The sequence below is a fragment of the Streptacidiphilus carbonis genome, assembly GCF_000787775.1.
In the GTDB taxonomy this organism is placed as follows: Bacteria; Actinomycetota; Actinomycetes; order Streptomycetales; family Streptomycetaceae; genus Streptacidiphilus; species Streptacidiphilus carbonis.
Window position 1 is genome coordinate 112,878 of the sequence record NZ_BBPM01000002.1, and the last position, 16,519, is coordinate 129,396.

At 72.7% G+C, this 16,519-nt stretch carries 9 protein-coding genes and 1 pseudogene; all 10 read right to left on the minus strand.

Annotated features, from left to right (window positions below; translation table 11 throughout):
- Nucleotides 1–190 precede the first annotated feature (190 nt).
- The gene (locus tag TR46_RS01985; protein WP_052432492.1) at nucleotides 191–3,205 is read right to left on the minus strand and encodes a putative bifunctional diguanylate cyclase/phosphodiesterase; all 3,015 of its coding nucleotides are present in this window, start codon (nucleotides 3,203–3,205) and stop codon (nucleotides 191–193) included.
- Between the two features lie 339 nt (nucleotides 3,206–3,544).
- Entirely contained in the window at nucleotides 3,545–4,444 is a 900-nt protein-coding gene (locus TR46_RS01990; RefSeq protein WP_042392750.1) for a 2-hydroxyacid dehydrogenase, read from the minus strand.
- Nucleotides 4,445–4,454: 10 nt separating this feature from the next.
- Nucleotides 4,455–7,487, minus strand: a complete 3,033-nt coding sequence (locus tag TR46_RS01995; RefSeq protein WP_084717753.1) for a helix-turn-helix transcriptional regulator — start codon at nucleotides 7,485–7,487, stop codon at nucleotides 4,455–4,457.
- A gap of 58 nt (nucleotides 7,488–7,545) precedes the next feature.
- Nucleotides 7,546–10,590 (minus strand): helix-turn-helix transcriptional regulator, encoded by a 3,045-nt coding sequence (locus TR46_RS02000; protein WP_042392441.1) that lies wholly within the window; start codon nucleotides 10,588–10,590, stop codon nucleotides 7,546–7,548.
- A 32-nt stretch (nucleotides 10,591–10,622) separates the two neighbouring features.
- Complete coding sequence (locus TR46_RS02005) at nucleotides 10,623–10,835, minus strand: hypothetical protein (RefSeq protein WP_042392443.1); 213 nt, start codon at nucleotides 10,833–10,835, stop codon at nucleotides 10,623–10,625.
- 248 nt (nucleotides 10,836–11,083) lie between these two features.
- On the minus strand, nucleotides 11,084–12,583 hold the full coding sequence (gene gatB, locus TR46_RS02010) for an Asp-tRNA(Asn)/Glu-tRNA(Gln) amidotransferase subunit GatB (RefSeq protein ID WP_042392445.1): 1,500 nt from the start codon (nucleotides 12,581–12,583) through the stop codon (nucleotides 11,084–11,086).
- Nucleotides 12,584–12,621: 38 nt separating this feature from the next.
- Nucleotides 12,622–12,912, minus strand: coding sequence for a hypothetical protein (locus TR46_RS02015; protein ID WP_236655171.1), 291 nt, complete (start codon nucleotides 12,910–12,912; stop codon nucleotides 12,622–12,624).
- Entirely contained in the window at nucleotides 12,909–14,411 is a 1,503-nt protein-coding gene (gatA, locus tag TR46_RS02020; RefSeq protein ID WP_042392447.1) for an Asp-tRNA(Asn)/Glu-tRNA(Gln) amidotransferase subunit GatA, read from the minus strand. The genes TR46_RS02015 and gatA overlap by 4 nt, the downstream gene beginning before the upstream one ends.
- Nucleotides 14,412–14,418: 7 nt before the next feature.
- Complete coding sequence (gene gatC / locus TR46_RS02025; RefSeq protein ID WP_030262330.1) at nucleotides 14,419–14,715, minus strand: Asp-tRNA(Asn)/Glu-tRNA(Gln) amidotransferase subunit GatC; 297 nt, start codon at nucleotides 14,713–14,715, stop codon at nucleotides 14,419–14,421.
- Nucleotides 14,716–14,919: 204 nt separating this feature from the next.
- Nucleotides 14,920–16,395: pseudogene (locus TR46_RS02030) on the minus strand (putative bifunctional diguanylate cyclase/phosphodiesterase); the annotation flags it as partial.
- Nucleotides 16,396–16,519 lie beyond the last annotated feature (124 nt).

Below are 16,519 nucleotides of genomic sequence, written 5' to 3' on the forward strand. Positions count from 1 at the left end.
CGGGTGTGGATGTCGCGGCTTGGGCAACAAAAAACCCCTCGTGCCCATGGGCATGCGAGGGGTGGCGCGTCGGCCTGAGTGATTCCGTGGGACCGTGGAAACGGAAGCCACGCGGATCAGCCGACGCGCCCGCCAAGTACGAGAATTCGGGTGCGCATGGCTCGACCTTCCTCCGGAGGCGTCCGGAGTGTCAAGCCGGTGGGATGGACGTCTCATCATGCGGACCCAGCGCGAGATGACCGCCACGGGAACGTCCTTGCTGGTCAGAGTGTGTACGGGGGTGGCCGGGCCGATGAATCCGCAGGTCACCGCGGGATTCGCCCGTCCGGGGCACGGCATAGCCGGGGCCGCAGAGCACGGCGTCCAGCTGCTCGTCGGGGAGCGGCCCGGAGAAGTACTGGCCCTGGCCGCGGCGGCAGCCCAGCTCGCGCAGCAGCGCCGCCTGGTCCGCGTGGTCCACGCCCTCGGCGGCCGTGGTGAGGCCCAGCTCCCGCCCGAGTCCGAGCACCGAGGTGGCCAGGGTCCGCAGGAAGGCGGACTCGACCATGCCGTCGACCAGACTGCGGTCCACCTTGATCAGGTCCACCGGCAGCCGCCGCAGCCCGCTGAGCGGGGCCCCCGGACCGCCGAACCCGTCCAGGCACAGCCCGATGCCGAGTCTGCGGAGCGCGGTGAGCCTCCGGACCAGCTCCTCGGGGCGGTGGGCGCGGATGTCCGCCGCCTCGACCTCGGTGATCTCCAGGAGTAAGGACTCCGCCGGCAGGCCGCTGCGCAGCAGTATCGCCTCGATGGTCTCGCCCAGCCCCGGCGCGGCCAGTCTGCGGGCGGGCAGCCGCAGCGCCACCGGCAGCTCGGACACGGTCGCGCCCAGCCGCTCCCGGCGCTCGGCGGACAGCTGCAGCGCCTGCTCCACCATCCAGCGGGTGAACCTGGCAGCGCGGTCGCCGCCCTCGGCCGCCCGCAGGAACTCGGCCGGGGTGAGCAGCAGGCCCTGCGCCGAACGCCAGCGGGCCTGCGCGGACAGCGCCACCACCTCACCGGTCTCCAGGTCGACGACGGGCTGGTGCAGCAGCGCGAACTGGCCCTCGCGGACCGCCAGTCGGAGCCGCTGCTCCAACTCGGTCCGGCGGTGCAGCTCGGTGCGCAGCTTCGGGTCGTAGACGGCGACCCGGCCCTTGCCGTTCTTCTTGGCCTGGTACATCGCCAGGTCGGCGTTGCGCAGCAGTCTGGCCGGGGTGCTGCGTTCATCCGTGGGGACGGCCCCCGGGCTGCCCGCGGGTTCGGCGAAGGCGATGCCGATGCTGGCGGCCACCGCCAGCTCCTCGCCGCCGATCCAGTACGGCGCGGACAGCGCGGCGCGCAGCCGCTCGGCGACCTCCACCGCCTGCTCCTGGTCCAGCCCGGCCAGCAGCACCGCGAACTCGTCGCCGCCCAGCCGGGCCACGGTGTCGCCGGTGCGGACGGTGTCCTGGAGCCTGCGGGCGGCCTGGACCAGCAGTTCGTCGCCGACCTGGTGCCCGGCCGTGTCGTTGACCGCCTTGAAGCCGTCCAGGTCCAGGAAGAGCACCGCGACGCCGTCTGCGTGCGGCTGGCCCAGTGCGGTTCTGCCGCGGTTCAGGAACAGCGCCCGGTTGGGCAGGTCGGTGAGCGCGTCGTGGAACGCGTTGTGCTCCAACTGCGCTTGCAACCGCACCCGTTCGGAGACGTCGCGGCAGTTGAAGATCAGGCCGTCGCGGTACCGGTTCACCGTGGACTCGACGTCCAGCCACTCCCCCGCGCCGGAGCGCACCCGGCACTCGATCCTGGCGGTCGGCTCCTGGGCGGGGCTCTGCGCCAGGTAGCGCTGCACCTCCCACAGCACATGCCCGAGGTCGTCCGGGTGGACCATCTCCGGCAGCCGGGTGCCGACCAGTTCCTCGGCCGGACGGCCGTAGACGCCGGTCGCGGCGGGGCTGACATAGCGCAGCACGCCGTCCGGGTCGGCGATCATGATGACGTCGCTGGAGCCCTGGACCAGCGAGCGGAAGTGGTTCTCCTGGTGCGCGAGCTTCTGCGCCAGTGACAGGTTGTCGAGGAGCATGATGCCCTGACGCAGGATCAGCGCGAACACCACGGTGCAGGCCACGATGAGCACGAAGCGGTCCAACTGGCGCTGCGCGAAGGCGTTGTAGATCAGGCCCACGGTGCAGACCCCGGCCGCGGCGTAGGGCGTCAGCGCGCTGAAGGTGGAGGCGACCCTGGGGCGGCCCCCGGCCGCCGCGGCACCGCCGCCGCTGGGCCTGGCCCAGGGGGCCCAGGCCAGCAGCATGCTGCCGGTGAACCAGCCGGCGTCCAGGAGTTGGCCGGAGTGGTAGGCGTCCCGGAGCGCCTGACTGGTGAACAGCGCGTCGCAGAGTACGGTCAGTGCCAGGGCCACCATCGCGGTGTGGACGGCCGCACGGTTGCTGTCGCGGCTGCGGAAGCGCAGCCCCAGCACCATGCTGACCAGCAGGATGTCCAGCACCGGGTAGGCCAGCGCCATGGACAGCCGGAGCGGGCTGCCGGAGTCGCCGTGGGCGGTCCGGGCCAGCGCCAGGCTCCAGCTGAGGGTCAGCAGGGAGCCGGCGATGAGCCAGCCGTCCAGCGCCAGGCAGAGCCAACCCGCGGCGTTGCGGGGCCGCTTGGCCAGCAGCAGCAGGCCCAGGATGGCCGGCGGGGCGAACATCAGGAAGGCGTAGTCGGCGATCGAGGGGGTCGGGATGGGGACCCTGAGCACCACCTCGTACCAGCCCCACACGCCGTTGCCGACCGCGACCATCAGCGAGGACAGGCCGAAGCAGAGCCAGGCCGGGCGGTGCCGGCCGGCGGCCGTGCAGCCGTACACCAGGCAGGACAGCGAGGCGGTCAAGGCGGCGCCGGAGAGGCCGAAGTCCCCCATGAAGTCGGCCAGGCCCGGCGAGCCCCACCCCGAGGCCGAGCCGATCAGGTAGCCGAGGCAGAGCAGCAGGATGAGCAGCCGCGGCAGCCGGGAGCCGCCGGCGGCGGGCTGGGGCTCGTCGCGCGGCTCCTCGTGCTCCTCGGCCCGGTACGCGGAGAGGCTGCCGGCGAGCAGCCCTTGCGGGTCCACGAAGCCCGCGACGGAAGCGATGGGATCCTGCACGCTGAATCTCGGCACGGAATGCTCCTCGGCCCAGGGTGGGCCGGGCAGCACGGTCTTGGTACTCATCACCGGTAACTCCCCCTCCGGCCCCGGGTGCGGGCGGAGCAGCGACACGGATCGCTCCGTACCGGCTCTCCCGCGTACCGGCTCTCCCGGTCGGGACCTTACACCACTCTCGTCACTCTACGACATCCATACTCAACTCAGAGTAACGGAGTGCGGTGCGGGGGCCCTCCGGGGTTGGGAACTGGGGATGGGAACCAGCCGAATGGCCAGGCGTGCGGGAGGGTTGGGGGCGCAGTAGGGGCGCGGGACGGGGCGTCTGCCGCGAGCTCGCTGTCCGTGGACGGTTCTCGCGCGCGCTGTTGACCGAGCACGGCCCCGCGCCGGAACTCCGGGCCGGCCCTAAGGACGGAAGGCGGCGAGCTGGGCGTTCAGGAGTCTGAGGGCGCGGGGGAGGAAGGCGGTGCTGGGGCCGCCCACATGGGGGGTGATCAGGGTGTTGGGGGCGTGCCAGAGCGGATGGTCGGCAGGCAGCGGTTCGGGATCGGTGACGTCCAGGGCCGCGCCGATGCGGCCGGATTCCAGCTCCGCGAGCAGGGCCTTGGTGTCCACGACGGCGCCGCGCGCCACGTTGACCAGCAGGGCGCCGTCCTTCATCCGGGCCAGGAAGGCGGCGTCGGCGAAGTGCCGGGTCTGCCCGGTCAGCGGAACCAGCAGTACCACCACATCGGCGGTCGGCAGCAGCGCGGGAAGCTCGTCGAGGGCGTGCACCGGGCCGAGGGGCGCGGAACGCGCGCTGCGCGCCACCCGGACGACCGCGCACTCGAACGGCAGCAGCCGCGCCTCCAGTGCCGCGCCGATGGAGCCGTAGCCGGCGATCAGCACCGTGCGGTCGGCCAGCGCGGGACGGAAGTGCTGGTCCCACACCCCGTCGGCCTGGTTCCCGACGAACTGCGGGATGCCCCGCAGCGAGGCCAGGATCAGCGTCATGGCCAACTCGGCGGTGCTGGCGTCGTGCAGACCGCGGGCGTTCTGCAGGGTCACCCCCGGCGGGAGGTGCGGCAGCACGTCGTCCACTCCGGCGGTCAGCGTCTGCACGGTGCGCAGCGCGGGCAGCCGGGGCAGCAGGGCCACCGCGGCCGCATGCCGCATATAGGGCAGGCAATAGAACTCGACGCCGTCGAGCACCTGCTGCTCCGGCGGCGGCGACGCGCCGTCCCAGACGGCGATGTCGTCGGCGGACACCCCGGCGGGCAGGGGCGCGAGCTGCTCGGGCGGGTAGGGCAGAAGGTAGCGGGCCATGACGGCGAGGCTATCGCGGCGCGACCAGGTGCAGCCGGTGGGCCAGGGCGGCGGCCTCGCCACGTCCGGTGACCTCCAGCTTGGCCAGGATGTTGGAGACATGGACGCTCGCCGTCTTCGGCGAGATGTACAGCTCCTCGGCGATCTGACGGTTGGTCCGCCCCAGCGCCACCAACCGCAGCACACCCAGCTCACGCGGTGTCAGATGGAACGCCGAAGCACCCCCCTCGCCGGGCGTTTCCGCGGCGGGCCGGGCGGGCTGACCGGTACGCAGGCCGGCCCGCTCGACCAGCTGCCGAAGCGACTGCTGCAGCCACAGCTCGCCCTGCCGTTCGGCCAGTTCCAGCGCCTCGGCGGCGGCTTCGGCGGCCGCGCCGCGGTCCCCGTCGGCGGCCAGCCGTTCCGCCGCCCGGTACAGCGCCACGGCGCGCGGGCCGGGCGATTCCAGTCCGCGCACCGCCTCCGCCGCGGTGAGCCACAACTCCGTGCTGTCGTCCCGTTCGGCTCGGGCCAGTTCGGCCGACAGCATCGGGGCCCAGGCGGCCGAGAGCGGATGCACCGTGCTCAACCCGGCGGCCGCGGCGCGGATCCGCTGCAACGCCGCCGGCCGCTCCGCGGCCGAACCCGGCAGTTCGAAACCGTCGGCCTCGGCCGTGGCGGCGTGGAACAGGAGCGGCCAAGTGTTCCGCTCGTAGCCCCGGGCCAGGCCCTTGTCCAGGACGGCGGCCAGTTCGGCCCTGGCATCGCCGAAACGGCCCTCCTGGCAGGCGATCCGGATCGCCAGTGCGGCAGTCGGCAGGTACTTCTGCGGCTGCCAGTTGGCGCCGATGGCCAGCGAGGTCTCCAGCAGGGCGGCGGCCCGCGCGGTGTCCCCGCACATCAGCGCCAGTTCGCCGCGCAGCCGTTCCAGGAAGTCGCGGTGCGCCTCCCGCCCGGCCCCGAACGGCTCCTCCGCGAGCAGCCGTTCGGCCTCTTCCAACTGCCCCAGTGACAGCAGCGGCTCGGCGAGGTTGCCCAGCATGATGGTGCCGCTGTAGGCGGCCATCCCGTTCCGCCTGATCAGCGCCAGCCCGGCCCGGGCGGCGTCGACGGCGCGGGCGGACCGGCCCTCGGACTCGTAGTGGTGCGACAGGTTGATGTAGACCTTGGACTGGAGTTCCAGGTCGTCGGTGGCGGCCGCCTCCTCGGCGATGCCTTCGAAGGAGGCCTCCGCCCGTTCGTGGTCGTCGAAGGTCCGGTAGAGGCTGCCCAGGGTGAGCCGGGCGTGCAGTTCGGTGGCCCGGGCGCCTACCGCGCGGGCCACCTCGGCGGCCCGGCGGGCCGTCACCAGGTCCTCGGGGCTCGCGTGGTCCAGAGTGCCCTCGGTGGCCAGCCGGTTGAGGACATGGGCGAGGACCGCGGTCGGCGGTCCGTCACCGACCAGCTTCAGGGCACGGCTGATGTCCTCGCGCTCGGTCCCGCCGGAGCGGTAGCGGACCGCGCGTCCGCGCTGCATCAGGAACCAGGCCGCACGCTGCGGGTCCTCGTTCTCGTCCACGATCCGCAGCGCCTTCTTGATGAAGCGCAGACCCCGGTCGTGCTCGCCGGTGTACATGGCGGCGACGGCGGCCTGGGCCAGCACATCGGTCATCCGCAGCCGGTCGCAGCCGTGCGCGGCGCCGGGCGGGCAGGTGCAGACGGGGTAGGTCGAGTCGGTCGGCTCGACGCCGACGAGCCCCGCGAGCACCTGCTCCGGTACGTCGTCCCAGAGCTCCAGCGCCCGCTCCAGCATTCTGAGCTGCTCGGCGAAGGCGTTGCGGCGGCGTGCCTGCAGCCCGGCCTCCAGGGCGGCGGGCAGCGCCAGTGCGGCGTCGCGGGCGTGGTACCAGTAGTCGGCGAGCCGGGCAGCCCGCTGGTCGGCGGCGACCAGGTCCGGATGCTCGGCCAGGACGCCGGCGTAGCGGCGGTTGATCCGGCTGCGCTCCCCCGGCATCAGGTCGTCCGAGACCGCTTCGCGGACCAGGGCGTGGCGGTAGCAGTAGCCGTCCATATCGGCGCTGGGCTGGATGATGTTGGCACCCACGGCGGTGCGCAGCACCTCGGTCAGTTCGTCCTCGGGGTGCCCGGCGACCGCGGCCAGCAGCCGGTGCTCGACCGCCGAGCCGCCCTCGGCCAGGACCCGCAGGATGCCCTGGCTCTCCTCCGGCATCGCCTCGACCCGGACCAGCAGCAGGTCGCGCAGCGAGTCGGTGAGGCAGCGCCCGGCCCCCTGCTGCTCGGAGACGGCCAACTCCTCGACGAAGAAGGGGTTTCCCTCGGAGCGGTCGTAGACCCACCGCACCAGGTCCTCGCCGGGGATCCTGGGGTGCAGGATGCCGGCCAGCTGGCGGGCCACCTCGGCCCGGCCCAGTCTGGGCAGCTCGAACCGCTGGACCGTGCGCAGTCGCTCCAGCTCGGCCAGGAAGGGCCGGACCGGATGGCGGCGGTGCAGGTCGTCGCTGCGGTAGGTGGCGAGGACGACGACTCTGGCCCCCTGCAGGGTGCGGACCAGGTAGGCCAGCAGCTCCCGGGTCGAGCGGTCGGACCAGTGCAGGTCCTCGACGGCCAGGACCAGGGCGCGGTCCACGGTCAGCCGCTCGAAGAGCCGCGCGGTGTGCTCGAACAGCCGGGCCCGGGCGAAGGCGTCGTGGGCCTCCGGCGGGGCCTCGCCGAAGTCGGGCAGCAGCCGGGCCAGACTGCTCTCATTGCCCTCGGCGGCCTGCGCCAGCTCCTCGCCGAACTCCCGGTGCAGCCGGCGCAGCAGCGACGCGAACGGCGCGTACGGCAGGCCTTCGGCGCCGACCTCCAGGCAGCCGCCGACCGCGACCACCGCGCCGCGGGCCAGCGCGGACCGCTGGAACTCCTCCAGCAGCCGGGTCTTGCCGACCCCCGCCTCGCCGCCGATCAGCACGGCCTGCGGCAGCCCGGCCTCGGCCCGGCGCAGCGCGGCTTCCAGCGCCGCGAGCTCGGAGTTGCGGCCGACGAACCGGGGGCTTACCGATATCCGCTCCACGGTCCCGAGCATCGCACACCCCTGCGACAGCGCCTCATGATTTTCCGGCGGCGCCGGCACCCGGGACCGTTCAGGCGCCGACCGGGACCAGGTGCAGCCGGTGCGCCATGGCGGCGGCCTCGCCCCGTCCGGTCACCTCCAGCTTGGCCAGGATGTTGGAGACATGCACGCTCGCCGTCTTCGGCGAGATGTACAGCTCCTCGGCGATCTGACGGTTCGTCCGCCCCAGCGCCACCAACCGCAGCACACCCAGCTCACGCGGCGTCAGATGGAAGGCGGCGCCGCCCGGTCCGGACAGTACGGCGGCGGCCTCCTCCGGTTCGCCCCGGACCGGCTCGGCGCGCAGACCTGCCCGCTCGGCCAGGCGCTGCGCCGCCGACTGCAGCCGTACGTCGCCGTGCCGGGCGGCCTGCTCCTCGGCGCGGCGCAGCAGCGCCGCCGCCTCGGGCCGCCGTCCTTCCAGCGCCTCCGCCTCGGCGGCCCGCAGCAGGGCCAGGTCCAGCGGGTACGGAACGCCGATCGGCTCCAGCACCGCCACCGCGCGAAGGTACGGCTCGGCCCGGAAATCGCCCTCGGCGCGGGCCAGTTCGGCGTCCAGCAGCAGCGCGAAGCCCTTGGCCAGCGGCCAGCCGCGCAGCAGCTGGCCGGCGGCCGCGCGGATCTGCGCCAGCACCGCCGGCCGGTCGGCCTCCAGGGCCGGCAGCCCGCGCGAGTCGGCCTCGGCGGCGGTGGCGTGCACCAGCAGCGGCCAGACATAGCGGGACTTCCCGGACGGGAAGCCCTGGCCGACGGCGGCCAGCAGTTCGGACCTGACCGCCTCGAAGCGGCCCTCGGCCGCGGCCAGCCGGATCGCCAGCTCGCTGAGCGGCAGCCAGCTCTGGGCCCGGACACCGGCCAGGTCGGCCCTGGCGTTGAGCAGATGGGCGGTCGCGGTCGGCAGGTCGTCGCGCAGCAATGCCACCAGGCCGTGCAGCCGGTTCAGGAAGGTGCCCAGGGTGCGGGTGTCCATGTCGCGCGAGGCGCTGCCGAGCAGTTCCTCGGCCTGCTCCAACCGCCCGAGCGAGATCAGCGGCTCGATCCAGTTGCCGCGCAGCAGCGAACCGGAGGCGCCCAGCAGCCCGTTGGCCCGGGCCATCTCGCAGCCCTCACGGGCGATCTCCGCGGCCTGCTCCGAGTGGCCCAGTCCCTCGTAGACGTCCGAGAGGTTGACGTAGGCACGGGACATCAGGTCCGGTTCATGCAGCGCGACGGCTCGGCCCAGTACGTGCCGCAGCTCGGCCAGGCCCTGCTCCTCGCTGCCCAGGATCACCTGGAGCGTGCCCAGGGTGACCCGGGCGTGCAGCTCCACCGGCTCGTCGCCGATCTCCCGGGCGATCGCGATGGCACGCTCGGCCAGCCCGATGTCCTCGGCCTCGGGCCAGTCGACCATGTCGCAGGCGGCGAAGCGGGCGAAGACCTCCGCCTGCACCGCATTGGGCGGGCCGTTCTCGACCAGCTCGCGGGCCTTGGCCAGATCCTTGCGGCCGTTGTCGCCGGCGTCGCTGAGGAACTGGACCCGGGAGCGCTGGCCCCAGAACCAGGCCGCCCTGGACGGGTCCTTGCGGTCGTCGATCTGACGCAGCGCCAGCTTGCAGAGGTTCAGGCAGCGTTCGCGCTCCCCGCAGAGCCGGGCGGCGACCGCCGCCTCGGCGATCACGTCCAGGTAGCGCAGCCGCTCGCAGCAGGCGCCGTCGGGGTCCTCGTCGCAGCTGCAGGCCGGATAGGACTCGGCGTAGTCGGCCGGACGCAGATCGGCCAGGACCTCCTCGGGAACCCGGTCCCACAGCTCCAGGGCGCGCTCCAGCATCTGCAGCTGCTCGGCGAAGGCGTTGCGGCGCCGGGCCTCGCGGCTCGCGTCCAGGGCGGCCGGCAGCGCGCGGGCCGGATCGCCGGCGCTGTACCAGTAGTTCGCCAGCCTGGTGGTCCGCTCCACGGCCGGGACCAGCTGCGGCTGCTCGCTGAGGATGGTCGCGTAGCGCCGGGTGATCCGGCCGCCCTCGCCGGGCAGCAGGTCGTCGGCGACGGCCTCGCGGACCAGGGCGTGCCGGAAGCGGTAGCCGTCGCCGTCCATGGTGGGGCGCAGGATGTTGGCGTCCACCGCGGTGCGCAGGGCGCCGATCAGCTCGTCCTCGGGCAGCGGCAGCACCGCCTGGAGCAGCCCGTACTCCACCGCCGAGCCGCCCAGCGCGAGGGCGCGCAGCACCGACTGCACCGGCTCCGGCAGTGCCTCGACCCGGACCAGCAGCAGATCGCGCAGCGACTCGGTGAGGCCGCTGGAGCAGCCGCCCTGGTAGCTCGCGGCCAGCTCCTCCACGAAGAACGGGATGCCCTCGGAGCGGAGGAAGATCTTGGACACCAGTGCGGCGTCCGGGGTGTCCGCCAGGATGCCGAGCAGCTGGTCGGCGACCTCGGCACGGCCCAGCCTGGGCAGTTCCAGCCGCTGCACCGTGCGCAGCCGCTCCAGCTCGGCCAGGAAGGGGCGCAGCGGGTGCCGGCGGTGCAGGTCGTCGCTGCGGTAGGTGGCGACGATGACCAGCCGTGAGCCGCGCAGCGAGCGCAGCAGGTAGACCAGCAGTTCCCGGGTGGAGCGGTCGGACCAGTGCAGGTCCTCCAGGGCCAGCACGATGGTGCGGTCCGCGGTGAGCCGTTCGAAGAGCTGGGCGGTGTGCTCGAACAGCCGGGCCCGGCCGAACTCGTCATGGGCCTCCGGCACCGCGTGGCCCAGCTCGGGCAGCAGTTGCGCAAGCCGGCCCGCGCTGCCCGCGGCCGCCTGCTCCACCTCGGTGCCCAGCTCGTGGTGGAGCGCGCGCAGGGCGGCGGCGATCGGCGCGTACGGCAGGCCGTCCGCGCCGATCTCCACACATCCGCCGACGGCGGCTACGGCCCCCCGCGCCGTAGCCGCACAGACGAACTCCTCCAGCAGCCGGGTCTTGCCGACCCCGGCGTCCCCCGCGATGAGCAGCGCCTGCGGCTGCCCCTCCCCTGCCCGCTCGAGCGCCGACGAGAGCTCCGCCATTTCGGCGGAGCGGCCGACGAACACGGGACTCACCGATATACGCTCCACAACAGTGAGCATCGCACACGCCTCCGACAATCCGGGGGCGTCACTCAGCAGGCACTGGGAGCCGACGCGCGCCGCGAACGGCGTACGCCCCGGAAGCGGAAGCTCGATCCCCCTCCCTTCCGGTCGTGTGCCCCGGCATCCTTCGCCGCTGCGGCACCCTGCTCGGCCTCGGCCAGCAGGCGGTGCTGCTCGGCCGCGCGACGCAGCTCCGACTCGCGGATCTTGAAGGACTCGATGTAGAACTCGCTGCTGGACATCTGCTGCTCCCCTGGTGAAGGTCTGTCTCGCTCTTCCCTGCTGACCTCAAGATTCCTCTCCCAGGGGGGTGCAGGGCATCGGGAGCCTGCCCGATCTTCCAGCTCAGCGGGGCCTTAGACAGCACTGAGGCCGTCCTACCCGGAGGGGCGGGACGGCCTCAGGCGCCTAAGTAGGCGCAGGCAGTGCCTTAGTCCTTAGGACCTTCAGTGCCTAGGCAAGCCGTTCGAGGCTGTGCTTGTTGATCCTCTCAGGCAAGCCGTTCGAGGATGAGTTCCTTCACCCGGGCCGCGTCGGCCTGGCCGCGGGTGGCCTTCATGACCGCGCCGACCAGCGCGCCGGCCGCGGCGACCTTGCCGTCGCGGATCTTGGCGGCGACGTCGGGGTTGGCCGCGATGGCCTCGTCCACGGCCGCGCCCAGCGCCGAGTCGTCCGAGACGACGGCCAGGCCGCGCTTGGCGACGACCTCGTCCGGGCCACCCTCGCCGGCCAGCACCGCCTCGATCACCTGGCGGGCCAGCTTGTCGTTCAGCGAGCCCGCCGCCACCAGCTCGGACACCCGGGCGACCTGCGCCGGGGTGATCGGCAGCGCGCCGAGCTCGGCGCCGGTCTCGTTGGCGTGCCGGGCCAGCTCGCCCATCCACCACTTGCGGGCCTGGTCCGCGGGCGCGCCCGCGGCGATGGTCTCCAGGATCGGCTCGATCGCACCGGCGTTGAGCACGGACTGCATCTCCAGGTCGGAGATGCCCCACTCGCCCTGCAACCGCTCCCGGCGCACCCGGGGCATCTCAGGCAGCGCCGCCCGCAGCTCCGCCACCCACTCGCGGGACGGTGCCACCGGCACCAGGTCGGGCTCGGGGAAGTAGCGGTAGTCCTCGGCGTTGTCCTTGATCCGCCCGGCGGTGGTGCTGCCGTCCTCCTCGTGGAAGTGGCGGGTCTCCTGGACGATGCTGCCGCCCTCGTTGAGGACCGCGGCATGCCGCTGGATCTCGAAGCGCGCGGCCCGCTCCACACTGCGGAGCGAGTTGACGTTCTTGGTCTCCGACCGGGTGCCGAACTCCTCGCGCCCGTGCGGCCGCAGCGACAGGTTGACGTCGCAGCGCATCTGGCCCTTGTCCATCCGGGCCTCGGACACGCCCAGTGCCCTGATGACCTCGCGCAGCTCGGCCACGTACGCCTTGGCGACCTCGGGTGCCCGCTCGCCCGCTCCCTCGATCGGCTTGGTGACGATCTCGATCAGCGGGATGCCGGCCCGGTTGTAGTCCAGCAGCGAGTGCGAGGCGCCGTGGATACGGCCGGTCGCGCCGCCGATGTGGGAGGACTTGCCGGTGTCCTCCTCCATGTGGGCGCGCTCGATCTGCACGCGGAAGACCTCGCCGTCCTCCAGCGTGACGTCCAGGTAGCCGTTGAAGGCGATGGGCTCGTCGTACTGCGAGGTCTGGAAGTTCTTCGGCATGTCCGGGTAGAAGTAGTTCTTCCGGGCGAAGCGGCACCACTCGGCGATCTCGCAGTTCAGCGCGAGGCCGATCTTGACCGCCGACTCCACGCCGACCGCGTTCACCACGGGCAGCGACCCGGGCAGGCCCAGGCAGGTCGGGCAGACCTGCGAGTTGGGCTCGGCGCCCAGCTCGGTGGAGCAGCCGCAGAACATCTTGGTGGCGGTGCCCAGCTCGACGTGGACCTCCAGGCCCATCACCGGGTCGTACGCCGCCAGCGCCTCGTCGTAGGGCACCAGGTCGATGACGCTCACTGATGCGTCCCCTCTTCGTCACATGTGTTCATGGATGCTCAGCCGAGCAGGATGTCGTCGTCGCCGAGCCTGCGCAGCTCGCGGACCAGCAGTGCGGTGCTGGTGACCAGGGCCAGGGCGGCGACGGCGGCGTTGACCAGCTTGAGGGTGTCACCCTCCTCGCGGGCCTTGCGGAGGTCCTTGGCGACGCCGACGGCACCGAACAGACTCCCGCCGATGCCGAACAGGATCCCGGGCTTGGTGTGCTTGAAGCCTTTGAGCTGCTTGGCCTTGCTGCCGGTGCCGACGGTGGTGGCGGTGTCGGTCTTCGCGACGGTCTTGTTGCTCACAGCGCCGGTGCCTCCTCTAGCAGGGGGTGTCCCCACTGGTTGTCGAGTGCCGCCTCGACCGCCGCACCAACCCGGTACAGCCGGTCGTCGGCCATGGCGGGGGCGATGATCTGCAGGCCGACCGGGAGATTGTCCTCCGGGGCGAGTCCGCAGGGGACCGACATGGCCGAGTTGCCGGCCAGGTTCGACGGAATGGTGCAGAGGTCCGCGAGGTACATCGCCATCGGGTCGTCGGCGCGCTCGCCGATCGGGAAGGCGGTGGTCGGCGTGGTCGGCGAGACCAGGACGTCCACGTCGGCGAAGGAGCGGGCGAAGTCCTGGGTGATCAGGGTCCGCACCTTCTGGGCCGAGCCGTAGTAGGCGTCGTAGTAGCCGGAGGACAGCGCGTAGGTGCCCAGGATGATCCGGCGCTTCACCTCGGGGCCGAAACCGGCCTCGCGGGTCAGCGCGGTGACGTCCTCGGCCGAACGGGTGCCGTCGTCGCCGACGCGCAGCCCGTACCGCATGGCGTCGAAGCGGGCCAGGTTGGAGCTGGCCTCGGACGGCGCGATCAGGTAGTACGCGGGCAGCGCGTAGCTGAAGGACGGGCAGGAGACCTCGACCACGGTGGCGCCGAGGCCGCGCAGGATCTCCACCGACTCGTTGAAGCGCTGCATCACGCCGGCCTGGTAGCCCTCGCCGGCGAACTCCTTGACCACGCCGACCCGGACGCCGGTGAGGTCGCCGGTGGCGCCCTGGCGGGCGGCCGCGACCAGCGGCAGCACCGGGGCGTCGATCGAGGTGGAGTCCAGCGGGTCGTGCCCGGCGATGGCCTCGTGCAGCAGGGCCGCGTCAAGCACGGTGCGGGCGCAGGGACCGCCCTGGTCCAGCGAGGACGAGAAGGCGATCAGGCCGTAGCGGGAGACCGTGCCGTAGGTCGGCTTGACGCCGACGGTGCCGGTGACGGCGCCGGGCTGGCGGATCGAGCCGCCGGTGTCGGTGCCGATGGCCAGCGGGGCCTCGTAGGCGGCCAGCGCGGCGGCGGAACCGCCGCCGGAGCCGCCGGGGATCCGGGAGAGGTCCCAGGGGTTGCCGGTCGGGCCGAAGGCGCTGTTCTCGGTGGAGGACCCCATGGCGAACTCGTCCATGTTGGTCTTGCCGAGGATCACCACACCGGCGTCCTTGAGGCGGCGGGTCAGCGTCGCGTCGTACGGCGGCACCCAGCCCTCGAGGATCCTGGACCCGGCGGTGGTGGGGACGCCCTTGGTGGTGAACACGTCCTTGAGCGCGAGCGGGACGCCGGCCAGCGGGCCCAGCTCCTCGCCCGCGGCGCGCTTGGCGTCCACGGCGCGGGCGGCGCTGAGCGCGCCGTCGGTGTCGACGTGCAGGAAGGCGTGCACCTTCTCGTCGACGGCGCCGATGCGGTCCAGGTGCGCCTGGGCCACCTCGACGGCGGAGACCTCGCCGGCGGCGATGGCCGCGGCGGTCTCGGCTGCGGTGTTGCGAATCAGGTCGGTCATGGGTTGGTCAGTCCTCCCCGAGGATCTGCGGCACGCGGAAGCGCTGCTCCTCCGCGGCGGGCGCACCGGCGAGGGCCTCGGCGGGCGTGAGGGACGGGCGGACCACATCCGGGCGCATGACGTTCGTCAGCGGCAGCGGGTGCGAGGTCGGCGGTACGTCTTCGGCGGCGATCTCGCTGACGCGGGCGACCGCGTCGACGATGTCGTTGAGCTGCTCGGCGAAGTGGTCCAGCTCTTCGGCCTTGAGCTCCAGCCGCGACAGCCGGGCGAGGTGGGCGACCTCCTCGCGCGTAATGCCAGGCATGCAGCAGTCCCCTTCGGGGTGGGATCAGTTTTTCCGGGCCCCAGTCTATTGACACCGGGGAGGCCTCCATCCTACGGAGCCGCAGGGCAGGCACGCACCGTCGAATGTGCACTACCCGGGGGCGCGGGGAACTGCGCGATCAGCCCGCTACGGAGGTGCACGGTCGGCAGCGCACGTAGTTGATCAAGCAGAGCCCCGCGCCCCTCAAGACGTCGGCTCCACAGGCTGCGGCGAAGCCGCGTTGCGGATGCGGAGCCATGCCGTGGCCTGGTCGGCAGGCAGGGCGGCGGAGACCAGCCACCCCTGGACCGCGTCGCAGCCCATGGCGTGCAGCCGTTCCCAGGTCTCGTCGTCCTCGACGCCCTCGGCGACCACGGTCAGCCCCAGCGAGTGCGCGAGCTGCACCGAGCAGCGGACCACCGCCGCGTCATGGTGGTCCGCCACCATCCTGCTGACGAAGGAGCGGTCGATCTTGAGCTCGCCCACCGGCAGCTTCCGCAGCCGCACCAGCGAGGAGTACCCGGTGCCGAAGTCGTCCAGGGACATGCCGACCCCGTGGCCGCGCAGTTCCTCCAGGGTGTCCGCGGCCAGCTGCCCGTCCTCCAGCAGCAGCCGCTCGGTGATCTCCAACTGCAGTGCCGCGGCCGGAACCCCGTGCCGGGCCAGCCGGTCCGCGATGGACTGGGCGAAGCCGGGCCGCAGTACGTCGCGGGGCGACACGTTGACGGCGACCTGGACGGTCATCCCCTCGGCGCGCCAGGCGGCCAGTTGGGTGACGGCCGCCTCCAGCACGTAGTCGGTGAGCTTGGGCATCAGCCCGCTGGACTCGGCCAGGCCGACGAACTCGTCCGGGCTGACCGGTCCGTGTCCGGCCCGGTCCCAGCGGACCAGGGCCTCCAGGCCGACCACATGTCCGTCGAAGGCGACCTTGGGCTGGTAGTGGATGTGCACGTCGCGGGTGTCCAGCGCGCGGCGCAGATCGCCCAGCAGGCCGAGCCGCTGCGGCGTGTCGGCGTCCTGCTCGGGGTGGTAGCGCTCGACCCCGCTGCGGCTGCGCTGGGCGTGGGCCATCGCCACATCGGCGCGGGCCAGCAGGGATTCGGCGTCGGTGGCGTCGTCGGGCACGACGGCCACCCCCGCGCTGGACTCCAGCACCAGCTGGAGCCCGTCCAGGTGCACCGGCACGGCCAGGGCCGCGACCAGCTCCCGGGCGGCGCGCAGCGGGTCGTCGCCGGCGTCCGGCAGCAGTACCGCGAACTCGTCCCCGCTGAGCCTGGCGACCAGGCCGTCCCCGGGGACCGAGCGGCGCAGCCGGGTGCCGACCTGGGCCAGCAGCCGGTCGCCGGCGGCGTGGCCCAGGGTGTCGTTGAGCGAGCGGAACCGGTCCAGGTCGAGCAGCACCAGGGCGAGGTGACGTTCGCTGTTCGAGCGGGCGATGGTCTCGCGGGCGGCGCGCAGCAGCGCGTCGCGGTTGGCGAGGCCGGTGAGCGGGTCGGTGGCCTGGTCGTGCGCGCGTTCGCTGGCGATCCGCCAGGCCACGAAGAGCACGGCCAGCGGGACCGCGAAGAGCGGGAGCAGCTGTGGTGCGTGGTGAGAGGTGATCAGTGCCAGTGGCAGTAGCGGCGCCGCACCCACCGCCAGTGTCCCCACAAAAACCGCAAGCCTTACCAGAAGCCCGGCGCGGCCGAGCCTCGACGTGCGCTCCATAGATGTTCCTCTGGATTCCCCGTTCGCCCGCTGAGGGAGCGGGTTGTGTTCAAGGGTAAAGCGGGGGCTCCTGGAGGGGCAGGGAATTGGACAGGCC

What these genes read in the sequence shown, in the direction of transcription:
- TR46_RS01985 (WP_052432492.1), bottom strand. Translation starts at nt 3,205, where the DNA reads ATGAGTACCAAGACCGTGCTGCCCGGCCCACCCTGGGCCGAGGAGCAT.
- TR46_RS01990 (WP_042392750.1), bottom strand. Translation starts at nt 4,444, where the DNA reads ATGGCCCGCTACCTTCTGCCCTACCCGCCCGAGCAGCTCGCGCCCCTG.
- TR46_RS01995 (WP_084717753.1), bottom strand. Translation starts at nt 7,487, where the DNA reads ATGCTCGGGACCGTGGAGCGGATATCGGTAAGCCCCCGGTTCGTCGGC.
- TR46_RS02000 (WP_042392441.1), bottom strand. Translation starts at nt 10,590, where the DNA reads ATGCTCACTGTTGTGGAGCGTATATCGGTGAGTCCCGTGTTCGTCGGC.
- TR46_RS02005 (WP_042392443.1), bottom strand. Translation starts at nt 10,835, where the DNA reads ATGTCCAGCAGCGAGTTCTACATCGAGTCCTTCAAGATCCGCGAGTCG.
- gatA (WP_042392447.1), bottom strand. Translation starts at nt 14,411, where the DNA reads ATGACCGACCTGATTCGCAACACCGCAGCCGAGACCGCCGCGGCCATC.
- gatC (WP_030262330.1), bottom strand. Translation starts at nt 14,715, where the DNA reads ATGCCTGGCATTACGCGCGAGGAGGTCGCCCACCTCGCCCGGCTGTCG.